This is a genomic window from Ktedonobacter sp. SOSP1-85 (assembly GCF_016587415.1).
Classification (GTDB): domain Bacteria; phylum Chloroflexota; class Ktedonobacteria; order Ktedonobacterales; family Ktedonobacteraceae; genus Ktedonobacter.
In genome coordinates this window covers 1,207,182-1,228,505 of the sequence record NZ_BNJI01000001.1, presented here as the reverse complement: position 1 = coordinate 1,228,505, position 21,324 = coordinate 1,207,182, and the positions used below count along the sequence as shown (strand labels likewise).

The following is a 21,324-nucleotide window of genomic DNA, read 5'->3' as shown; positions in this document are numbered from 1 at the left end:
GCCATCCCAAAGGATTGGAGGAATCCCTTTATGTATACAAATAACGAGCATGATTCTGCCAGTCAGCAGCCCGGTGAAGATGTCACGCGTGAAGATATAGCAAATATAGATCGAGCCGCCGAGGCGGCAGGTACCACGCGTGAGAAGGCCGCACGTAACCTGTCTTCTCAAGAGCAGCAGCAGCTAAGCAGGCGCCAGCAGTATAACCAGCAGGCGGCAGAATCAGAGCAGAATCAGGCTGACTTCTATAATGAAAGTAATGACAATACGCCCTTACGCCAGGATGGCTATGAGGAGACCGAGGGGAGTGGCTATGGTGAAACGCAAAACACGATAGGCCAGCCCGCGCAGGAGAATCCAGCACAACAAGGCTATGATCCAGCGCAGAGTGGAACGCAGCCATCCAGGAGAAAGCCTGGAGCGAAGGTTCCCACGCCTGGACGCGAGACGGGGACCGCCTGGGCCGAGAATGAGCAGATATTGCAGGATCCTTAGACGGATCGAAGGCATATTCCAGTAGCTCAACAACCTCTTCTCGCATCCAGTCTGGGCAGGTAAAAAGAGTGTAATAAGGGCAAACCAATATGTCAAGTTTTTTATAACAGGAAGCCTGTGGTGTACCTGTGAGTTGCCTGAGTTAAAAGAAGGAGCCGTGATGATGTCCGAGAAAGCTAAAATTCAACATATCCCGGTCAAAGTCTATCGCACACAAGACCGCTTAATGGTTGCTGCGCCTATGCCAGGCTTACAGCCAGAGGATCTCGGCATCGAGGTCACGACGGATAACCACCTGATATTGCAAGGCGAGATTCGCGGTCTGCTCAAGGATGTCAAAGAATTGGTCATCGATGAGTGGAGCGTGGGTGCCTATCATCGCGAGATCCAACTTCCCGTACCCGTTGATGCGGAGCGAGCCAACGTCTCGTATGGCAATGGCGTGATCGTGGTGGCCTTTATAATCAGCTCGCAAACCGTGCCTGCGCGCCTGACAGTCCAACGTGTCGCGCCCGATCACGGACAGCGCGCAGGCTATACCGGGCATGCCACCTAAATCAAGTAGGGTCCATGCTGGCATGGACTCCGAGCGCAGCGACCTCTCGCCATCTGGGTGTCGGCCTGCGGGCCTCGGAGTCCATGCCAGCATGGACCCTACAAGCAGGACGCCTATACCCGATGCTCTTCTTCAAGCACCCGCTCGTCCGAGTGGGTGGTGTTATAAAGCCCCAGGCTACGCATGCGTTGGCGCTTTTTGAGCCAGGAGACTCCTCCTTGCCCCAGGCGTACGCCTAGCACAATGGCGAAAAGCCCACCAAGCAGGCTGGTCAGTAGATAGAGAAACGCGGGCAGTGTCGCGCCCCCATTGAGGAGATTGAGTGTGCCCAGCGCCAGGCTGCTAAAGGTGGTATACGCCCCCAGAAAGCCCGTAACGAGGAAGAGGCGCCGTGTGGGGCCAAGCAGCATAGTGGTCTCAGCCAGGGTGCTAATCAAGGCGATCAGCAGGGCGCCAGTAATATTTATCAGGAGAATATCAAAGGGCCAGCCTTTCCCCAGTGCTTGCTGGATCGCCAGACTGAGAAGATAGCGTGTCATAGTCCCCAGGAAGCCACCTGTGAGCACGGCTACGAGCTGACGTAACGTCACACGGTTTTTCATGCCAGCCAGCCCCCTATCCCTAATCCAAGGGCCGCCATCCCGAGGCCTAGCAGATAGGTACCTCCCAGGTAGCAGAGCGCGCGGATGCTCTCGCCGCGGCGCAGCAGCAGAAGTGCCTCCCAGTTGAGTGTACTAAATGTCGTATAGCCGCCCAAAAAACCAGTGGCAAGCACGGCTTGCAGTGACGTCGAAAGTGCTTTGTGACTTACGAGCGCGAAAATAAAACTGATCAAAAAAGCCCCACTCAGATTAATACAGAACGTCCCCAGAGGGAAACGCGTGGGAAGCCATGTGGTCACCAGATTACCAAGCAAATAACGCGTAACTGCGCCCAGAGCACCAGCCAGGCTGATGCCCCCGAGCAGCGCCAGCGTGGTCCATGTCATACTTTATTCCTACCCTTCCAATGTATTTTTTAGATACGCTCATCAACTCTTTGGACATTCACTCATTAACTCTTTGGACATTCACTCATTAACTCTTTGGACATCCACTCATCAACTCTTTGGGCATTCACTCATCACACTACTAACCAGGCGAGCGCCGTAGGCGCGAGAAGTCCAGTATTAAGCCCCCAGAAAGCACAAAAAAGACTCCTGATAACGCATACTCAACAAGCATGCGTTATCAGGAGTTATTAGCATCTTTGCGGTTTCGTCAGGTATAGCCAATTCTTCATAAGATAAAAAATCGGTCAGTGAACGTTTCTCTTGAAGAGGCATTCTATGACGTGGTGAACCCCATCACCAATTATTCTATTGCTCTGACTATAGCATAACCACGTGGACCAAGCCAGTTTCTTAGGAGTTGTTGGTAGAGGAAAAGCTGTGACCTGGTTCATTCACAAAATGTGAAGTATCCTCTAGCATGTTTCCCTGCTTTGCGTTATAGTTGCTACAGTTGATTGCTAGCTACCGCGCCCGCCTCTCTGCTTTGACACAGTGGGATGGTGGACGGTTTGTTGGAGGACTTCGAGGACTTCATGGAAGGAGTTTACTTATATGTACTGTGGAAATTGTAGAGCTATCTTGCCGGCCGGAGCTGCAGTGTGCCCTTCTTGCGGTACGCCGGTTCCCTACAATGTGTCTGGAAACGTTGCGCCAACAGTACAGGCACAGCCATCATATCCGCAAGAGACCGCGAACCCCCAGGTTGCGCCAACTGTCTTTGCACAGTCACCTGATCAAGGTCCTGGCGGCCCTTCTGGAGCATATTATAACCAGGGGAACTCAAATCCCAATAATGCAGCCCCACCGCCGCCATCGTATTACAATCCCAATCCAGGGGCGTCACAGCCTGGAATTTCGGGTGCTCAATATAACCAGGTACCCGCGACTCCCAATGTGTCGGGAGCTAATTACAATCCCTATGCTAATAGTGCCCCACCGCCACCAACGCCTTATCCATCTGGTCCGCAGCCCGGTGCTTATCCACAGCCCGGCGGCTATGGGATGCCCCCACAACCGCCTAAGAAGAAGAGCAGTCTTGGTCTAATTCTCGGTATTATCGGAGCTATTGTCCTGTTTGCCTGTATTGGTAGCGCTGTTCTGATTGGTTTGGCCGCTAATGCCGCCAATAAAGGCATTAGCAATGTGCAAGCCACCGCGACCGCGATCTCAAAGGACACGACTCCTACTGACAACGCGACACCTACTACCGATGCTGCCACGCCGACGACCAGCACAGGTGATAATTCTCAATCGCCATCGGGGCGACCGTTCTCACCGCTTGCTCAACAGATTATCACTGATCCAGTAACATCGAGCGCGGTCAATAGCGATACGCTGCCAACGAGTCCTACGAAGTCGTTTACGGCTGGTTCGTATGTCTATGTGACCTTCAAGCTCAAACTGGCTTCAACTGGCTTGAACTTTGATAATGGTGACAAAGCATACGTCGAGGGCCGTTTTTATGCGGACAACGAATTTGGGAAAAACACCATCCTGACAATTGATCGGAATGCCCCCAATGGATATGTAGCTATTCAATACCTGGTAGCTACTCAGGGAGCGGCTGAACTCTACTGGTGCCGCCAGGCCGATTGCAGCGACCGCCAACTCGCCCAGGTCGTCACGTTTACGGTTTCCTAAAACGTTCTCACCTTGCTCGCCTGGCTAACCTTTAACCAAAGAGTGAGTGCGCAACGAGGCGAGAGTGAGTGCGTGGAAAACAGGCAAAGCCTGTTTTCCACGCACTCACTCTTTTTCCCCTTCGCGCCGCAGGCGCGAAGGTTCTTCTGAGAAGGAAAACAGTGGTAAAATAGGGGTATATATTTTTGTCAGCAAAGGAGCCTACATGCAAGCCCTGCTTGGTATTGATCTTGGAACTACAGGCGTGAAAGCCGCTCTGTTCGCGGTTGAAGATGGCCATGTTCTGGCCGACGTCTTCATAGATTACCCTCTCTATCATCCTCAGCCCGGCTGGGCCGAACAGCAGCCCTCTGAGTGGTGGCAGGCGACACTTACAGCCATTCAAGGGTGTTTGGAGCGCGCGAGTGACCTTGGGGTTCGCCCATCCGATATCCGTGGCGTCGGTCTCTCAGGCCAGATGCATGGGGTCGTCCTGCTAGACGAGCAGCAGCAGGTGTTGCGTCCCTGCATCATCTGGGCGGATCAGCGCAGTGATGCTCAGTGTCGCTGGATGACCGAACGTGTAGGCGCTGCCCAGTTGATCTCTTATGTCAGCAATCCCGCGCTCACAGGCTTTACCGCCCCCAAACTCCTCTGGGTACGCGACAACGAGCCAGAAATCTTCGCTCGTGCACGTACACTACTTCTCCCTAAGGACTATATTCGCTACCGCCTGACAGGCGTGCTGGCGATGGAGATCTCGGATGCCGCCGGGACATGTCTGCTGGATGTCAAACAGGGCACATGGTCGCGAGAGGTGTTGAGTGCCATCGAGCTTGATCCCTCTCTCCTGCCGCCCGTTGTCCCGGCTGACGCCGCCAGTGGCTCCATCACCGACGAGGTGCAAGCTCTGACGGGCTTGCCAGCGGGCATACCCGTAGCAGGTGGTGGCGCGGATAACGCCTGTGGTGCGGTCGGCAATGGTATTGTGGAACCCGGCCTGGCCCTGCTCTCAGTTGGGACCAGCGGCATCGTTCTGGCCCACGCAACCTCGCCCCAGGTGGATACCTCGGGTCCAGTTCCTCGTGTGCATACCTTTAACCATGCCGTTCCCGGCGCGTGGTATCTTATGGGGGTCACGCAGGGCGCGGGCCTCTCGCTGCGCTGGGTGCGTGACAACATTGGTCTGCCCGAGCGCGCGCTGGAGCGCTGGACGGGCGTAGATGCCTATGAGACGCTGGCACGCGAGGCTGAATCTGTTCCCGCGGGAAGTGAGGGCCTGATCTTCCTTCCCTATCTGCAAGGTGAGCGTACGCCGCACCTGGACGCCTATGCGCGTGGTGGCTGGATTGGCCTGACCGCCAGCCATGATCGCCGCCACCTCGTGCGCTCAGTGTTGGAGGGCGTCGCCTTTAGCCTGAAGGATTGTATGACAATCATCCGCGAGCAGGGCCTTCCCCTGGAACAGGTACGCGCGACCGGTGGTGGTGCGAAGAGCCCGCTCTGGCGCCAGATCATCGCTGATATTCTGGAGATGGAATTGGTTACAACGAACGCAAGCGAGGGACCTGCGTTTGGCGCTGCCCTGCTGGCTGGCGTCGCCGGTGGCGTCTACGCCTCTGTTCCCGAGGCCTGCGCGCAGACCGTGCGCATCGTGGAGCGCACCGCGCCTAACGCCGCCCTGGCCCCAGCCTACAGACAGGCATATGAGACCTATCGCGCCCTCTATCCCGCGCTCAAGCCTGTGATCAGCAAGCCGCTCTAGGCAAAGTTTTTATTCACAAAAAGGCAGCCGCGTTCTTCTCGTGGCTGCCTTTTGTCATCTCTATCTATTAGCGATGCATTGCCAGAATGATACCCAGGATCGCATTACCTAGCGAGAGCACAAGGCCAATAATCGAAAGCACCAGCCCCCAGGTGGCCATTGTCTTGCGCTGTATGGATTTTCTCCCGAGAGCCGAAAAGATAATACCAGCGATAGCGACAAATAGCCCAATGCATGCAATGAACCATGCGAGCATGCTGATAATGCCTAATACCAATCCAGCAATCGCCATGCCACCACGTGAATCTGGTGCTTGCTGAGGTGGATAGTAGCCCTGTACTGGCGGCTGCATATAGGGGTAGGCCCCTGGATATTGCGGCTGCGGATACTGAGGCTGGTAGTTCTCCACAGGCTGCTGTGGGTACTGAGGCTGGTAGTTCTCCACAGGCTGCTGTGGGTACTGAGGCTGGTAATTGGCACCCGAAGGCTGCGGTGGATACTGGGGTTGGTAATTGGCACCCGAAGGCGGCTGGTAACCAGGTTGGTAGTTCTCCGCAGGCGGCTGGTATTGGGTAGGCGGATACTGATTGGGATCACCAGCTGGATTGTTTTGCGATGGATATGGATTGTATGGATTTTGATCGCTCATAAGAATGAGATCCTCTCCCTGATTCAATGAGTGGCGGCAAAAGGGACCTGCTTGTAAGCAACCTATGCAGTTTTACATTTCCCTTTAGTGCCAGATGATAAAGAGTTAAATAAAAATGCATTGATGCCTATGAATGTAGCAGAGATTCCTTGCAATGTAAAGTTTCTTTCTGCTATTCAATAAGACGGAAAAACTATTCCAGAATACAAGCAAGCCAGAAATGAAGCGAGGGGGTGAGGAATATGAGCTACAATAAAGGCGCAAGCAATAAAAAGAAAAAGTAGTCTTTGAGAAAGAAAAGAGGACAGCTATGAGTTTCGCCGATAGTATCGTTTCCACGGATATTCAGCAGTTGCGCGCGCATATCTTGAGGCATGCCCTCTGGCGGCGTATCGAGGAGGGGACGCTGGAGCCCGAGCGTTTGCGGCTCTTCGCTTTGCAGGACTGGTGGCTGGTGCGTGAAGCCTACCGCCTCGATGCCCTGGCGATTGCCGCTCTCCCTGATCTGGAGATCCAGGATCTATTGATTCGTAAGTTGACGCCCAAAGTGGGCGGCTACAAACTTTTGCTGCGCTTCGGAGAGGCTCTTGGTCTCTCGCGCGCTGATTTTGATGCCGTAGAGCCGCTGGCAGGCTGTATGGCGCTGACCAACTTCTTCTACTGGATGCTGGCCTACGGCGCTCCCGCCGAGAAACTGGCCTCGGTAAGCGCCAGCGAGGATATCTTTGTACAGATCTGCGCTCGCATCGCCCCCGCCTTAATGCGTCACTATAATCTGACTGCTGAACAGGTGGAGTTCTTCTCCGCTCATGACGCGATTGGCGAGCAGGTCACCCCCGTAGATGAAACCCTCCTGGCGCGCTATAACTCGCCCGAAGACCAGCAGCGTATCACCCGCGCCATTCGCCTCAGCCATGAGTACGAGATCATGTTTTATGACACTATTCTGACGGCGAAGATCGGTTCATAAGCGAGTACGAGAGTATATCTTTAGGGACGCGCGCTGAGCGGCCTGCGTATATTGACGTTGAAGCCGCTCGCATGCTACTATGCTAGTGTGAAATTACCTTATATCAGACTGAAAAATCATCCACACGTCAAACGCGGGTGGATGATACATCGCAACCGCAACCGCACTACAAGCACCCTCGCTGCATAAGCCCGGCACGCGCTTACGTGGCTATTGAGGTTGTGCCGCCTGTTGCTATCACACGGTAGTCTTTGTTAGCTACCGTGATAGTGTCGTGTTTTCTGCAGGCGTCATCTCTCTTCTCTACTCACCTGCACATCTCCCTAGTTGCCGGGTATAACGCCCTTTCTCCGTGGCGTTCTCGGCTCTATTCCTATAGACATGCTCTGTTTATAACGTTTTTCTGCCTGGATGCTGCCGCGAAGGGGCACTTTCCTCCTTGCCCTTTATGCTATAGCTTTGCTCATTTTTGGAGCAATTCTCTTGCTGACAACTAATGCTATTTCCATTGGCAGTGTTTCTACACTTATGCTTCTGGATAGCGGTCAGCATGCTTTGATGAATGGAGTCATCGTATGACAATCTCTTCTAAGAATGCTAGGCAGCACCCTTCAATCCCACTCTGGAGAAATCGAGATTATGTTTTGCTTTGGAGTGGACAAACAATCTCAACTATTGGAGGTAGTGTTTCATTATTGGCGTTTCCTCTGTTAGTACTGGCGGTCACTGGCTCAGCCTTACAATCGTCTATCGCTCTGGCCTTGCGCACACTTCCACGAACATTGAGTATGTTTTTTGCCGGAGCGTTAGTGGATCGCTGGGATCGCAAACGTGTTATGATCGCCTGCGATATCGGGCGCGCACTGAGCATTGCAAGCATTCCGCTGGCGCTCGGCCTGGGCCACCTGACCTTCGCACAGCTCTGCTTTAACGCTTTTCTTGAAGGGACGCTACAGAGCTTTTTTGAAGTTGCGTATTCCTCTAGCCTGGGCCAGGTCGTCAGTGGCGAGCAGTTATCCGCAGCCATGGGCCAGGAGGAGGTTGTTGAAGGCATTACAACTCTACTTGGTCCCTCGCTTGCAGGCCTGCTTTACGGCGTGGCGAGTTTGCTGCCCTTTCTCGCTGATGCCATTTCATATACCGCTTCATTTGTGACGCTGTTCTTGATTCGCACACCGTTTCAGCAGGTACGTACAGACGCGCGACGCCACCTGGTTCTTGAGATTCGGGAGGGCTTTGCCTGGATGTGGCGCCAACCAGTATTGCGTACCATGAATCTTGTGAGTAGTGTTGGTGCTCTCATCATACCTGGCAGCACGCTGGTCTTAATCGTACTGGCGAAGCAGCAGCACGCTTCTGACGCTCTGCTTGGCGCTGTGGTGGCGTGTGGTGGTATTGGTGCGCTAATTAGCTCGCTGCTGTCGCCGCTTATCCAGCGAACTCTCCATGTAGGCCGCGCGATACTCATCACACGTTGGGCCTTTGCCTTGCTCTGGCCTCTCTACATGCTCTTGCCGCATTTCTGGTTGCTGGGAATTGTAGAGTTTCTGATTGGCTTTGCGGATCCGATTGAGGATGTCCCCTACTTTAGCTATCGCCTGGCGATTATCCCTGATCACTTGCGTGGTCGTGTGATTAGTGCCTGTCGCCTCTTCACTAGCGTAAGCAATCCCCTTGGCCTGCTCTTGACGGGCTGGTCTTTGGAGCACTGGGGACAGTCCCCACCATCATTATTGCCAGCGTGGTGTTAGGGGCTACCGCCCTGGCCTTCTCCTGCTCCCGAGCAATCCGCCAAGCCCGGCATCCGCAGTCAGAAACATATGCGCCCTCCGGTAAATGAATAATAACCAGGCTGTAATACATGCATGAAGGAGATGACGAGCAACTAGAAAACTGTACGATGAGAGGAAGAAGCGTACGCCTCTTCCTCTTTTATTTTTTATCGTTCACTGTTTGGCTTGGCTTGTTAGTGTTTTATAATAATCGCAGATGTCAGTAAGAACGCATTGTTTGCAGCGAGGACGCTCAAAAACACAAATTCGTTGCCCATGACGAAGCAATGCTTTATGAAAATCATAAATACTGCGAGCATCCTGTGGCAAAAGCGCTTGTAGGAGAGTATGAGCCGTCTCTGCTGATACTCTCTTCCCGATCAAACCGAGCCGGATAGAGGTGCGCGCGACGTGGGCATCAACTGGAAGGATAGGACGCTTACATGAGAAGAGCAAAACGCAGGCCGTCGTTTTCGGCCCTACTCCTTCAAAACGATTGAGCCATGCTACACTCTCTTCAAGAGGTAAGCCGCATAAAAAGTCAAGGTTAAGGCTTCCCCTCTCCTGTGTAATTTGACGGAGTACTGCTTGAATACGAGGCGCTTTCACTTCAGGAAAGTTGACATTCGCAATTGTCTCCTGGACTTCTGGTGTTGGTGCGTCTCGTACTGCTTCCCACGAGCCAAAGTGCTTCAACAGATTCTCATATGCCGCATCTGTTTGCGCGTCATAAGTACGATGCGAAAGGAGGATTTCGACCAGCATACTCATCGGGTCTTTGCTGGAAAAAGGTAACTCCCCGTAAAGCTGCGTTAACCGCTTTGTGACTTCGACCGCTTTCGCAGAAAGGACTGCAATGTCAGCAATCGGATAGCCATAATCTCTGGGATCGCGTGTAGATTGGCTGGTTCGCTTCACACATGTCTCCCCTCTTACTTGAGCACAACTTACACTGTATACCACGAACCCTCATAAAGAAGGGTTCCAAATGGTGAGGCAGGAGGCAAAAGATACAAGTAGAACTGAGTCGCTTTCCTTTAGAGCCAGCGAGGAACACGCTCTTTGTAGCTGATATATTCCGCGCCAAACTTCTTTTCCAGGTACTTTTCTTCTCGTTCAATCACGCCGATACGTATAACACGTAGTAAGGCTGGTAGCAGTAGCAATGGCCAGACGCGATTCATGATGAGCGCGAGTCCAGCATAGAATAAGGTGAAGGCGCTATAGATAGGGTTGCGTGTGAGCCGGTAGGGTCCATGTTGAACGATGGTTGTGGTGGGTCTGGTGGGTTGCAGTGCCGTATCCGCCTTGCGCATCTCGCGTATGGCCATGATGCCTGTGGTCAGGCCGATACCAAGGAAGGCTCCGCCAACGAAGGAGCGTGCCGCGCGTGGAATCAGGCGCAGTGGAAGCCATGAATCCAGGTAGAGACCAAAAAGGAATGTGCCGGCGTAGAGCAGTGGTGGCGGGGCTATGACGTTGGCCTGGTCCTCGTTGTTGCGTTTCATATCATCCATATCCTTCTCCGATTACAAATTGTCCCGTTCTTGCGCACGGGGTCAGTATCTCGCGAGATGTATCTCTTCTCTAGTATGGCACGTATCAAACCTCTACAACGTGACAAGATAAATAGTTTTAGCATGAGAGGTGTTCGTAACGCTTCTTATGGTTCGTTCGTGATGAAGATGGTAGGTTCCGCATAAGAAGGATAGAGGTGTTTGCTAAAGGAGGCTGGTATGACTGATATGGCTTTGGGGCAGGAGGTTGTGCGCCAGAAGTTGGCGGCATTTGAAGAACTGCGACCGGAGTTTGAGCAGTGTTTTCGCTTTGTGCAGGAGGCCCATGGCCAGAAACGCTTTGTCTCCTGCTCTGTCGGAGATATTGTGTACTATTTGCATGCACGCTGGATCTGTGATTGTAAGGGCTATCTTTTAAGTGTGCCTCATTCGCATAAAATATATGAGGGCCGGCGTTGCCTGGAACTGCTGCGCGAATGGCAAGTCAACGGCGATAGCGCCAGTGTAATCGCTTTCTTGCAACGTAAGCTTGACACCCTCCCTTTCTCCGATCTGACGCGTCAGATTGAGCAAGGGCGTTTGCGGCATCAGAATGATGGCCTGGAGAGACGTCTATTGCATGGGCGCACTATTTTACTGAATCGTGGCTTTAATTTGTTTCTCGCGCTTGATCGGTTGTTCTCTCTCTCTCGTGAGGAGCTAAGCGCAGAGGTTCACGCAGCTTGCGAGCGGTATGGACATCTCCCGGAACAGATTGAGCTGCAACTGGCGCTTCTGGATACGCCCCTGTATAGTTATGTTCCTCATCAAGCGCTGGCTTGCTTGAACATGACGCTCATGAATAGGTTTGGAAGCGATGTGCTGGCTCAGGAGGGGAATGCCCCCGGTGAGCGCTCCTGGCGTGTGTTACCCGCGAAGGAGCCGCTGACACCGCCCGCTGAACATCTCTTTCCCGCCTACCAGGACCTGACCCAGACCGGGCATAACAACATCATGCGCCACCGTTTTAATAGCCCTACTCCCTAACGAGTATGAAAAGTGGGGAGTGCAGAGGGGCGTCAGCCCCTCTGCGTCCCTTTCCCCTACCGCCGCAGGCGGTATGAATTCCTTACAAACGAAAAAGTGGGGAGTGCAGAGGGGCGTCAGCCCCTCTGCGTCCCTTTCCCCTACCGCCGCAGGCGGTATGAATTCCTTACAAACGAAAAAGTGGGGAGTGCAGAGGGGCGTCAGCCCCTCTGCATCCCTTTCCCCTACCGCCGCAGGCGGTATGAATCCCTTTCAAACGAATTTGAACAGAGTACTATATGCATATGGCCAGAAGCGAAGCTGCTATCTTCTACGCTTCTTCTTGAGGGTTGGCTGAGGCGCGGGTACGACAACGCCACTGATATCCTCAATCTTGCCATCTTCAATCTCGATGCGCACATCCGCCACCTTCGCTACGCTGCGATCATGACTGACTACGATGACCGTGCGCCCTTGATTCGCCAGGCGCTTTAACAGGTCTATGATGCGCTTGCCATTCTGTGAGTCCAGGTTTCCGGTTGGCTCATCCGCCAGGATGACTTTGGGATCGTTGGCGAGCGCACGAGCGATGGCGACGCGCTGCTTTTGCCCACCAGAGAGCCTGCCAGGGCGATGCCGGTGGCGATTCTCATCGATACCGACCTGGAGCAGGAGTGTCCGCGCTCGCTCACGCATGTCGGCTCGCGATTTTCCTCCCGCCAGCTCCATTGGAAGCATGACATTCTCTAGCGCCGTCAGATTGGGAATCAGGTGAAATGATTGGAAAACGAAGCCCACGTTTTGACGCCTGAACTTATGCTCCTTTGGCCCGGTCAGGCTCATCACATTGATACCATCGACGACCAGCTCTCCTCCAGTTGGCTTATCCAGGCTCCCGAGAATATAGAGTAAAGTCGATTTTCCGCTGCCGCTGGGACCCATGATTGTGACGAATTGCCCCTCCGTAAAGACAAAACTTGCGTCATCTACGGCCTTGATGATCTCACCATACATCTTAAAGTGCTTGCTGAGATGCTCGGCGACAATCGTGACAGTTGGCTCTTTCTGAACGGCTGAATCTTTCTCTAGAACTGCGGGCGTGGCCGCGTCTACAATAGTCTCTTCTCCCATGGTTTTTCCTCGCTTCTCAGACTAGTTGTTGCCTTTTCTCAGCACGACTGCGGGTCGGATGCGCGCGACATAGAGAGCGGGAATGACGCTTGTTAAGATTGCCAGGCCGATTCCCAACCCCATGATGATGAGCAGTGTTTGCCCATTAAGAGTGACCGTTGATAGGTGTATGTCACTGAGCTGCTGCGTTAATCCCTGGCGAAAGCCCTGGAAACCCTGGAAGCCCTGGAACGATGGACCACCCTGTGTGCCTTGTGCCGTCGGAGTTCCTCTCATCATAAATGAGCCTCTGCCAGCTACAGAACCAATATCACTGGATGCTGTGGAGACATCAAACTTCTGTGAGATGATGGGTCCAAGTGTCACGAGAAGCACGGTCGCGACCGCCGATGCCAGGACACTGAGCGCCAAAACTTCTGTCCAGAACTGCCCTATCACCTGCCAGTGTGAGGCACCTATTGCCTTGAGCGTGCCGATTTCCGCAGTGCGCTCGCGAACAATAACGAAGACCGAGAAGATGATAATTGCGGCCGAGGTGGCTATGGCGACGATGAGCGCTAGCTTGATGCTGTTCTGTGCGGTACTGAGCGCACTAATCGCGCTTGAGTACATCCTGTTCTCAGTGACGACGTTGTATTTGCTGCCCAGCGCTGTGCGAATATTGGTTGCAATAGTGTCTACCTGGTCATAGGTCGTGGCGTAGGCTGTAATACTGTCGACGCCACTGATAGCGTAGAGCTTCTGCATGGTTGCTAGAGGCAATGTGAGTGTATTGTTGGCTATTGCTGCATCTGAGGTGTAGAGTCCAATAACTGTGAGCTTGGTGCTTTTGAGTGTAAAGGTTGAACCAACCTTGAGATTATTTGTGTCGGCCAGTGTCTTGCTCATGAGGGCGACGTTTGCTGTAGCATCGCTCGTCTGAAGGCCGCGTCCAGAGGTGATTGTAGGCGTGCCACCCTGGATAGTGAAATGCGTGGAGCCGCTTGAAATACCATAAATTGAGGCTGGAATAGTTCTGCTTTGCCCATTAGGCATCTGGACGCTGGCGGTCTTCAATTCCTGATCGGTGTCATAGCGTCTCAGACTCTCCTCGACACTGGTAACGCCAGAAACCTTTTTGACTTTATCGATAGCGTCAGATGGTATCGGCGTACTCGCGTTTTGTGATTGGAACAGATTGAAGCCGCCATTATTGCCATTCCCACCACTGCCACCGTTGCCACCAGGGAAACCTCTATCATTTCCGTTGTTGTTATTTCCATTATTCTGTGTTTGACTCTGGTTGTCGGTCACATAACTGATGGTAACGCCCGTGCCTACTTCTGAGCGCACTTTGGTAAGTTGCTGCTGCGCGCTGCTGTTGAGGCTGACCATGGCCGCAACAAACATCAAGCTTGCTCCCAACAGCAAGACGATGAGCAGCAGCCGTAGTGGATTCCGCACCACATTTCGCATGCCGCGTAAGACTATGCCCATGCAACTATTACTCCTTCGTTTGGTTCGTCAGCCTGGTGACTGGTTTCAATTTTTTATCAACGATGCCTGCTGGCTTCTTAGCTACGAAGGATAGCGAAATCTTATCAGAGAATCTTCAGAAAAGTGTAAAAGTAGTGTAGGAAATTGTAAAAGAAATTTAAAGCAATCGATGTGTAAGCATTGTAAACACATATTTAGAGGAGAAGAGTAATTAATGTAATGTGTAGAATTCTGTTTCATGATGTGTCTAAGTGTTTATTTAACTGTTAAGGGCCAGGCAGCAAAGGCGGGCACCGCTTTTTAGGATGTATAATGCTTGGTACGAAAAGAGCCATAAACTGAAAAGAGGAGCATGCATGTATTTCTCGCAGGAAGCCTATCGCTGTCGCCTGGAGTGGGGGCGGCGTGGCGTTGCTGAGGCGGCGGCGCGCGGCGACGTACTGGTGATTATTGATGTTCTTAGTTTCTCCAGCGCGACCGTGACCGCCATCGCTCGCGGAGGTCGTATCTACCCCTGTCCTCTTGAGGCCGATACCGCTGAACTGGCGCGGCGTGTGCAGGGTGTGGCGGCGGTCGGGCGACGCAGCGTTCCCCAGGATGGACGCTTTTCGCTGTCGCCAGCGACTATGCTCTCGCTTGAACCGGGAATGTGTGTCGTGCTGGCCTCTCCCAATGGCGCGACTTGTAGCCACTATGGTCGTTCTGTGCCGCATCTACTGGTGGGATCATTGCTCAATGCGCAGGCGGTCGCGGACGCGGTGGCCTCGTTGCTAGCAGAGAGTGAGCAACGCGCGGTGAGCGTTATCGCCTGTGGCGAGCGCTGGCACGAACCCTCGGAGGATGGCACGCTCCGTTTCGCCCTGGAAGATTACCTGGGGGCAGGCGCGATCCTCTCTTCCCTGGATACCTTCTCTCAGTCGCCCGAGGCCCAGGTGTGTGCGGGAGCCTTTCGCCAGGCCAGGGAGCAACTCCCCAAACTCCTCCAGGGATCGTACTCGGGCCAGGAATTGATCCAGGCGGGGTTCCCTCAAGATGCCGAGCATGCAGCCAGGCTGGATCTCTATAGCTGTGTGCCGGTCATGCGTGAGGGCTTTCTCGAACAACTATAATAGTGCGTCAACGGGCCTGCCATACCTGGACATGCCCGTCGAGCAGGCCCGTCGCAACGAACTTACTATCGGGCGACCAGGCCAGGGTCCAGGGGGTCAGACCTTCGGGCAGGTAGGTATAGGTGCTGGCGCTCCTGGTGGGGTCCCAGAGCTTAACGGTATTATCGGCGCTACTGGAGACAATCTGTCTGCCATCGGGTGACCAGGCCACCGATTGAATGACCCCATTGTGCTCCCGGTAGACCTGGCGCGTCTGGCCTGTTGCCGCGTTCCAGACCTGAACCGTCGTGTCGCTACTGCCCGAGACGATGAAGGCGCTATCGTTTGACCAGGCAATGGCTGTTACTTTATTGTCATGCTCGGTATAGATGCTGGCGGCGTGGTCTGCGTCGAGGTCCCAGATATGTACTGTGTGATCCCAGGAGCCAGAGGCTATCTTTCCCCCATCGGGTGACCAGGCGACGCTGTAAACGACATCCTGGTGCCCCCGATAGGTGTAGGCGCTGCGCCCACTCTGGGTGTTCCAGATGTTGACGGTGCCATCGTTGATAGCGGCTGCCAGAAAATCGCTGCCAGGCGACCAGCTCACCTCCCAGATGGTATCGCTGGTATGCCATACCTGGAGTGTACGCAGGCTGTGCGCATCCCAGATACGCACTGTGTTGTCAGAGCCTGCTGAGGCCAGGAATTTTCCATCAGGCGACCAGGCGACGGTCTGAACATTTTTTGTATGTCTGGCATAGACCTGGTCGTTTTGGCCCGTAAAGGCATCCCAGACATGAATATGCCCACCCTTTAAGTCCTGGGGACCCGCGGCTGAGGCGATGCGCGAGCTAGTTGGGGACCAGCTCACACTGCCCACCGATCCTTCTCCACCCAGATAACGATAGCGGAGTGTACCTATGCCTGGATGGGTTTGTGTGGTTGTAGAATGCAGCCAGGTTTGAGCGCGCCGCAAGAGCGTGTCTCGCTGGAAATAAGCGACCGAGCCACCGGCACCCAGGAACAGGGCCGTGGCGCCACACCAGGCCAGTGCACTCCGCCTGCTGTGACGGCGTGGCTGCTCTTGTGGAAAGGGTGTATGGGGAGCAGCGCTTGAATCAACAGGAAAGGTGGTGGCGCCAGCTATGTGCTGTTGTGGACTTGATATGGAACGCCTGTTTTGTGTGCCTGTTGGCTGCGCAAGAATAATAAGGGATTGTTCCGTGGTTCCTTCCCTATTTGAGTCACCCACAAGCAGGCCACATTTGCCACAGAATGTGGCATTGCTATCTACTGCCTCTCCGCATTTTTTGCACGTTCTATGCTCCATAGCCACCCCTCCAAAATCACACGCCGCTTAAAAAACATTTGCTGCTATTGTACTAAAAAAAAGGAATTTTTGAAAGTAGTATACACAAGGAAAAAATATTTGAAAAAAGCGCAGGAGATTTGTTATTCTGTGGATGTACTTCTGATCCGAAAACCCTGAGCGCGAAGCGCTAGGCACGTAAGTGGCGTTGGGTTTCGGAATAAGATCGTATTGTATTCCAGCCAGAATAATAAGGAGTAGCTCGATGAAGACGCATACAGCATACATTTCCTTGCATACGAAAAAGCGCCGGGAGTTTGTACCCTTGACGCAGCAGGTTGAACAGATTATCCGTGAGAGTGGTATTCAAGATGGCCTGGCGCTGGTCACCTCGATGCATATCACCGCGGCGGTCATTATTAATGACTATGAAAGCGGTCTATGGCAGGATATTATGCAGTGGCTAGAAGATATCGCGCCTGCAAAGCCCGATTATCTGCATCATCGCACCGGCGAAGACAACGCGGATGCCCACTTAAAACAACTGCTTCTGCATAACCAGGTCGTGGTCCCCATTACCAATGGCGAGTTTGACTCTGGCCCCTGGGAACAGATCTTCTATGTCGAGTTTGATGGGATGCGCGATAAGCGCGTCCTGGTAAAGGTAATCGGGGAATAGAGGGAGGAAAATAATGGCCCGGCGCTCCTGGCGTACGCCAGGAGCGCCGGGCCATTATTTTCCTCCCTCTACTAGGCCTTTGGTACTAGCTTTAAGGATAGGCAAGGTACGACTTTTTGGCCCTTGTGTTTCTACTCCCTTGTCTGGTATACTTTCTCCTACAAAGGTTAGTGTATTTACAACACCTTTTCTTTTTTGTCCGGCTTATAAGTGTACAAAATACACTTATGAGAAATGAGACTACTTCCTCTCCGAAACCCTGAGCGTTTATCCCCGAATGGGGGCGAAGCGCTAGTCACGCAAGTGACGTTGGATTTCGGAATAAGAGCTTATTCAAAGGAGAATAAGGGGTATGCCTATCCTGGATGGCCAGCCCTTTGCTGCCGCAATTATAGGTGGAGGAATCGCGGGTTTATCACTTGCCCTGCGTCTTCCCGAGACGATGCCTGTGGCCCTGCTTACTAAGGGACAACTTGGCGAGAGTAACACCCGCTATGCGCAGGGTGGGCTTGCGGTTGCCTTGGGGCAGGACGACAGCTCAGAACTACATTTTCAAGATACTATGGCTGCTGGTGCTGGCCTGTGTGATGCGGAGGCGGTACGTATTCTGGTCGAGCAAGGACCAGGGGCGGTGCGCTGGCTCATGCAACAGGGCGTGGAATTTGATCGTGCGCAACCTGGAAGCGATGCCTATACAACCCCTGATGGGTTCTTGCTGGGTCGCGAAGGGGCGCATTGTCGCTGGCGTGTCCTGCATGCCGGTGGCGATGCGACTGGTGCGGAGATCGAGCGCGCTTTAATGAAAGCTGTCCGCCAGCGATCCTCTGTGACTGTGTTTGAAGAGACGTTTGTCGAAGAACTCTTAGTAGAAGATGAGCGCTGTGTGGGTCTGCGGGCCAGCAAACGTGATGGCACGTCCCTGGCTATCTTCGCTCAAGCGACTGTGCTTGCCAGCGGAGGCGCGGGTGGCCTCTGGCTTCATACCTCTAATCCCTCGGGGGCGACGGCTGATGGCCTCTCTCTGGCCTGGCGCGCGGGTGCCGCCCTGGTCGACCTTGAGTTTATGCAGTTTCACCCTACCGTCCTGGTGGTGAATGGCACATCACACCTGATCACGGAGGCGGTCCGTGGTGAAGGCGCCTATTTACGCAATCACGCGGGCGAACGCTTTATGCCACGTTATAGCGAGCAGGAAGAACTTGCTCCACGTGATGTCGTGGCACGCGCCATTCTTAAAGAGATGCTGTTGGAGGAGACGGATTGCCAGTTCCTTGATCTCCGTCACCTGCCGGCTGAGAAGATGCATGCACGCTTCCCCACGATCTCGGCGTTCTGCCGTGAGCATGGGCTGGACCTGGCTCGCGACCTGCTTCCCATCGCTCCCGCGGCGCACTACTGTATGGGGGGCGTGATGGTAGATACATGGGGACGCACCTCTGTGCCTGCCCTCTACGCAGTTGGCGAGGTCTCCTGTACCGGCGTCCATGGCGCGAATCGGCTTGCCAGCAACTCGTTGCTGGAGGGATTGGTCTATGGCCTGCGCATCGCTGACGCGCTTGCCTCAGGTCAGCAATCACATGCACAGCCAGGCCCTCAATCGACGCTGCGTGCCTCCTCGTCGCTGAATGCCTATGCTGAGATCTCACCTGCTGACATACAGTCATTGGGTCTTGCGCATGATATATCGGCCATACAGGTGCGTAGCGAACTGAGGCAGCTCATGTGGCAATATGCCTCACTCTCGCGCAGCCACGACGGGCTGGAGCTGGCTAAAGGACGTGTCCGCTTCTTGCGCTCGCTGGTGGCAAGCAAGGTGGAGGCAGAGGGTCCATCACTGTGGCGTGAAGTGCATAATATGTTGCAGGTCGCTGAACTTGTGATGGTGGCTGCACAAGCGCGCTGTGAGAGCCGTGGTAGCCATTGGCGTCTCGATTATCAGGCAACCGAGGAACGGTTACAGCAGCGCCACTTTGCCTGGCAGCGGCAAGCAGTAGGAGAACAGTCGATCACTCAGATCGTCCAGGAAGGAAGTTGCCCTCATGCATAAAGCTATTCTTGACTTAATTACAGCGGCGCTCGAAGAGGATGGAGCCTATGACGATATCACAACCCTGAGCACCGTCTCGCCTGAGGCGCAGGCAAATGCCCAGATTGTGACGCGCCACGAAGGCGTGATCGCCGGGCTCTCCCTGGTTCCTGAGACCTTTAGCCTGTTTGATAGCCGGGTCTCTGTCGAACTGGTAGTCAAGGATGGCGCTCATGTGCAGGAGGGCGATGTACTGGCGCGTATTCAAGGCCCGGCTCGCTCAGTCTTGAGCGCCGAGCGTGTGGCACTGAACTTCCTGGGACGCCTCTCGGGCATTGCCTCGCTGACTGCGCATTGTGCTCGTGCGCTTGAGGGTACACAGACACGTATCCTGGATACGCGTAAGACTACTCCTGGCCTGCGTCGCCTGGAGAAGGAGGCTGTACGCCTGGGTGGAGGCCAGAACCATCGCTTCGGTTTGAGCGATGGGGTGTTGATTAAAGACAACCATATTAAAGCCGCTGGAGGTGTTGCGCAGGCTGTTACTGCCGCGAGATCTCTTGCTCCTCATTTACTGAAAGTCGAAGTTGAGTGTGAGACGTTGTACGAAGTGCGAGAAGCCTTACAGGCCGACGCCGATGTTATTCTACTAGATAATATGGATGCCGCGCTTATGCGCCAGGCCGTTACCATTATTCGTGAGCAGAGTCCGCGCGTCTTGATCGAGGCCTCGGGCAATATCGGCACCAACACCGAGCGCCTGCTCGAGGTGGCCCATACGGGAGTCGATTTTATCTCCCTGGGCGCCTTGACGCACTCCGCACCCAACTTCGATGTCTCTCTGGAGTTCGCATAGTGATGTAGCTGTCGGTAAAGAGGGGAGGTGCAGGAGGGGAACCCTCCTGCCGGGCGTGGGGTGTCCCCACAAAAATTTTCTCTCTTTACTTAGGAAGCCGGCTACTATTCATGGAGGAGAAGATATATGGCAATCGATACAGCTTGCGCGGAGAGCCAGGAGTCGCGTATCCTGCCGCTGCTCAATCCAAAGACACGTGCCAGGCATGACCTGTCGAAGCGTTCTGACGTCATTCCGACCTTCTACGCCGAGATGGACGGCGACGAACTCGACCGTCGCATCGCCGCGGCCCGGGCCGCCCTGGGCGAGCGCCTGGTTATTCTCGGTCACCATTATCAGCGTGATGAGATTATTAAGTATGCTGATTACCGTGGAGATTCATTTAAACTAGCGCAGCTTGCCGCCGAGCGTCCCGAGGCCGATTATATCGTCTTCTGTGGCGTGCACTTTATGGCTGAGAGCGCCGATGTGCTCAGCGGCCCGAACCAGAAGGTGATTCTGCCCAATCCCGCCGCTGGCTGCTCCATGGCCGATATGGCCAATATTACCGAGGTTGAGGAGTGTTGGGAGACCCTGACCGACGTCCTGGGCGAGGATGCGGGTATCATCCCCGTGACCTACATGAACTCTGCTGCCAATCTGAAGGCTTTCTGTGGGCGCCATGGTGGCATTGTCTGCACCTCGTCGAATGCCCCTGCCGTCATGAAGTGGGCCTTTGAGCAGGGCAAGCGCGTCCTCTTCTTTCCTGATGAGCACCTGGGACGCAACACGGGCCTCAAATTTGGCATTCCCGATGATGAGATGACGATCTGGAATCCGAAGAACCCTATGGCCGAGAACGATGCCGAGGATCGCCTTGAGCGCGCGAAGATCATTCTCTGGAAGGGCTACTGCACCACGCATATGCGCTTCAATGTGCAGCAGATCGAGAAGGCTCGCGCTGACTATCCAGACATTAAGATCATTGTCCATCCCGAGTGCCGCCGCGAGGTCGTTGAGGCCGCGGACCTCTATGGCTCGACAGAGTATATTATTCAGCAGATTGAGAAGGCTCCCGCTGGCACGAAGTGGGGCGTGGCGACAGAGATCAACCTGGTGCACCGCCTGGCGCAGGAGCATCCCGACCAGTTCATCTTCTGCCTCGATCCCATCGTCTGCCCCTGCTCGACGATGTACCGCATCCACCCGGCCTACCTGGCCTGGGTCCTGGAGGGCCTGCTGGATGGCGAGGTTATCAACCAGGTAAGCGTCGATCCCGATACCATTCACTGGGCACGCGTGGCCCTGGAGCGCATGCTGGCGCTCAAAGGCTAACGCTAATACCTGCATAGCTATGACTGAAAAAAACAGGTGTGA

General features: G+C 54.2%; 20 protein-coding genes and 1 riboswitch. Of the genes, 12 read left to right on the top strand and 8 right to left on the bottom strand.

Annotated elements, in window-relative coordinates:
* Nucleotides 1-30: 30 nt before the first annotated feature.
* Together KTE_RS05430 and KTE_RS05425 are read left to right on the top strand one after the other, a co-directional pair.
* A complete protein-coding gene (locus KTE_RS05430) occupies nucleotides 31-495 on the top strand; it encodes a hypothetical protein (protein ID WP_201379346.1) in 465 nt (154 codons plus the stop codon).
* Nucleotides 496-655: 160 nt separating this feature from the next.
* Nucleotides 656-1,051, top strand: coding sequence for an Hsp20/alpha crystallin family protein (locus KTE_RS05425; protein WP_201379344.1), 396 nt, complete (start codon nucleotides 656-658; stop codon nucleotides 1,049-1,051).
* Nucleotides 1,052-1,164: 113 nt separating this feature from the next.
* Here the strand turns inward: KTE_RS05425 and KTE_RS05420 are convergent, their stop codons facing one another.
* Entirely contained in the window at nucleotides 1,165-1,653 is a 489-nt protein-coding gene (locus KTE_RS05420) for a CrcB family protein (protein WP_201379342.1), read from the bottom strand.
* A complete protein-coding gene (gene crcB / locus KTE_RS05415) occupies nucleotides 1,650-2,039 on the bottom strand; it encodes a fluoride efflux transporter CrcB (protein ID WP_201379340.1) in 390 nt (129 codons plus the stop codon). The genes KTE_RS05420 and crcB overlap by 4 nt, the downstream gene beginning before the upstream one ends.
* A gap of 235 nt (nucleotides 2,040-2,274) precedes the next feature.
* Nucleotides 2,275-2,410: riboswitch (Fluoride riboswitch) on the bottom strand.
* Between the two features lie 244 nt (nucleotides 2,411-2,654).
* Between crcB and KTE_RS05410 the strand changes: the two genes are divergently transcribed.
* Both KTE_RS05410 and xylB read left to right on the top strand, forming a co-directional pair.
* Nucleotides 2,655-3,743 (top strand): zinc ribbon domain-containing protein, encoded by a 1,089-nt coding sequence (locus KTE_RS05410; protein WP_201379338.1) that lies wholly within the window; start codon nucleotides 2,655-2,657, stop codon nucleotides 3,741-3,743.
* A gap of 205 nt (nucleotides 3,744-3,948) precedes the next feature.
* A complete protein-coding gene (gene xylB / locus KTE_RS05405; protein WP_201379336.1) occupies nucleotides 3,949-5,487 on the top strand; it encodes a xylulokinase in 1,539 nt (512 codons plus the stop codon).
* A 67-nt stretch (nucleotides 5,488-5,554) separates the two neighbouring features.
* On the opposite strand, the gene KTE_RS05400 is transcribed toward xylB, so the two are convergent.
* Entirely contained in the window at nucleotides 5,555-6,136 is a 582-nt protein-coding gene (locus KTE_RS05400) for a DUF4190 domain-containing protein (protein WP_201387278.1), read from the bottom strand.
* A 310-nt stretch (nucleotides 6,137-6,446) separates the two neighbouring features.
* Here KTE_RS05400 and KTE_RS05395 point away from each other — a divergent pair, with 310 nt between their 5' ends.
* Entirely contained in the window at nucleotides 6,447-7,106 is a 660-nt protein-coding gene (locus tag KTE_RS05395; RefSeq protein WP_201379334.1) for a TenA family transcriptional regulator, read from the top strand.
* 575 nt (nucleotides 7,107-7,681) lie between these two features.
* Nucleotides 7,682-8,857, top strand: coding sequence for an MFS transporter (locus tag KTE_RS05390; RefSeq protein WP_201379332.1), 1,176 nt, complete (start codon nucleotides 7,682-7,684; stop codon nucleotides 8,855-8,857).
* A gap of 195 nt (nucleotides 8,858-9,052) precedes the next feature.
* Here KTE_RS05390 and nth read toward each other — a convergent pair whose 3' ends face one another.
* Together nth and KTE_RS05380 are read right to left on the bottom strand one after the other, a co-directional pair.
* Nucleotides 9,053-9,796, bottom strand: a complete 744-nt coding sequence (nth, locus tag KTE_RS05385; RefSeq protein ID WP_201379330.1) for an endonuclease III — start codon at nucleotides 9,794-9,796, stop codon at nucleotides 9,053-9,055.
* 119 nt (nucleotides 9,797-9,915) lie between these two features.
* Complete coding sequence (locus KTE_RS05380; protein ID WP_201379328.1) at nucleotides 9,916-10,386, bottom strand: isoprenylcysteine carboxylmethyltransferase family protein; 471 nt, start codon at nucleotides 10,384-10,386, stop codon at nucleotides 9,916-9,918.
* Between the two features lie 228 nt (nucleotides 10,387-10,614).
* On the opposite strand from KTE_RS05380, the gene KTE_RS05375 reads away from it, so the two are divergent.
* Entirely contained in the window at nucleotides 10,615-11,421 is an 807-nt protein-coding gene (locus KTE_RS05375) for a hypothetical protein (protein ID WP_201379326.1), read from the top strand.
* Nucleotides 11,422-11,724: 303 nt separating this feature from the next.
* Here the strand turns inward: KTE_RS05375 and KTE_RS05370 are convergent, their stop codons facing one another.
* On the bottom strand, nucleotides 11,725-12,531 hold the full coding sequence (locus KTE_RS05370; RefSeq protein ID WP_201379323.1) for an ABC transporter ATP-binding protein: 807 nt from the start codon (nucleotides 12,529-12,531) through the stop codon (nucleotides 11,725-11,727).
* 21 nt (nucleotides 12,532-12,552) lie between these two features.
* Entirely contained in the window at nucleotides 12,553-14,007 is a 1,455-nt protein-coding gene (locus tag KTE_RS05365) for an ABC transporter permease (protein ID WP_201379312.1), read from the bottom strand.
* Nucleotides 14,008-14,363: 356 nt separating this feature from the next.
* On the opposite strand from KTE_RS05365, the gene KTE_RS05360 reads away from it, so the two are divergent.
* Nucleotides 14,364-15,116: a 2-phosphosulfolactate phosphatase gene (locus KTE_RS05360; RefSeq protein ID WP_201379302.1), complete on the top strand. Its 753-nt coding sequence runs from the start codon at nucleotides 14,364-14,366 to the stop codon at nucleotides 15,114-15,116.
* Nucleotides 15,117-15,123: 7 nt separating this feature from the next.
* Here the strand turns inward: KTE_RS05360 and KTE_RS05355 are convergent, their stop codons facing one another.
* Nucleotides 15,124-16,428, bottom strand: coding sequence for a hypothetical protein (locus KTE_RS05355; protein WP_201379300.1), 1,305 nt, complete (start codon nucleotides 16,426-16,428; stop codon nucleotides 15,124-15,126).
* Nucleotides 16,429-16,672: 244 nt separating this feature from the next.
* Here KTE_RS05355 and KTE_RS05350 point away from each other — a divergent pair, with 244 nt between their 5' ends.
* From KTE_RS05350 to nadA, 4 genes are all read left to right on the top strand, one after another.
* A complete protein-coding gene (locus tag KTE_RS05350) occupies nucleotides 16,673-17,086 on the top strand; it encodes a secondary thiamine-phosphate synthase enzyme YjbQ (RefSeq protein ID WP_201379298.1) in 414 nt (137 codons plus the stop codon).
* Nucleotides 17,087-17,438: 352 nt separating this feature from the next.
* Complete coding sequence (gene nadB, locus KTE_RS05345; RefSeq protein ID WP_201379296.1) at nucleotides 17,439-19,133, top strand: L-aspartate oxidase; 1,695 nt, start codon at nucleotides 17,439-17,441, stop codon at nucleotides 19,131-19,133.
* A complete protein-coding gene (gene nadC / locus KTE_RS05340; protein WP_201379294.1) occupies nucleotides 19,126-19,968 on the top strand; it encodes a carboxylating nicotinate-nucleotide diphosphorylase in 843 nt (280 codons plus the stop codon). The genes nadB and nadC overlap by 8 nt, the downstream gene beginning before the upstream one ends.
* 126 nt (nucleotides 19,969-20,094) lie before the next feature.
* Nucleotides 20,095-21,282 carry a quinolinate synthase NadA gene (gene nadA / locus KTE_RS05335; RefSeq protein WP_201379292.1) on the top strand — a complete coding sequence of 396 codons (1,188 nt, stop codon included), beginning with the start codon at nucleotides 20,095-20,097 and terminating at the stop codon, nucleotides 21,280-21,282.
* Nucleotides 21,283-21,324 lie beyond the last annotated feature (42 nt).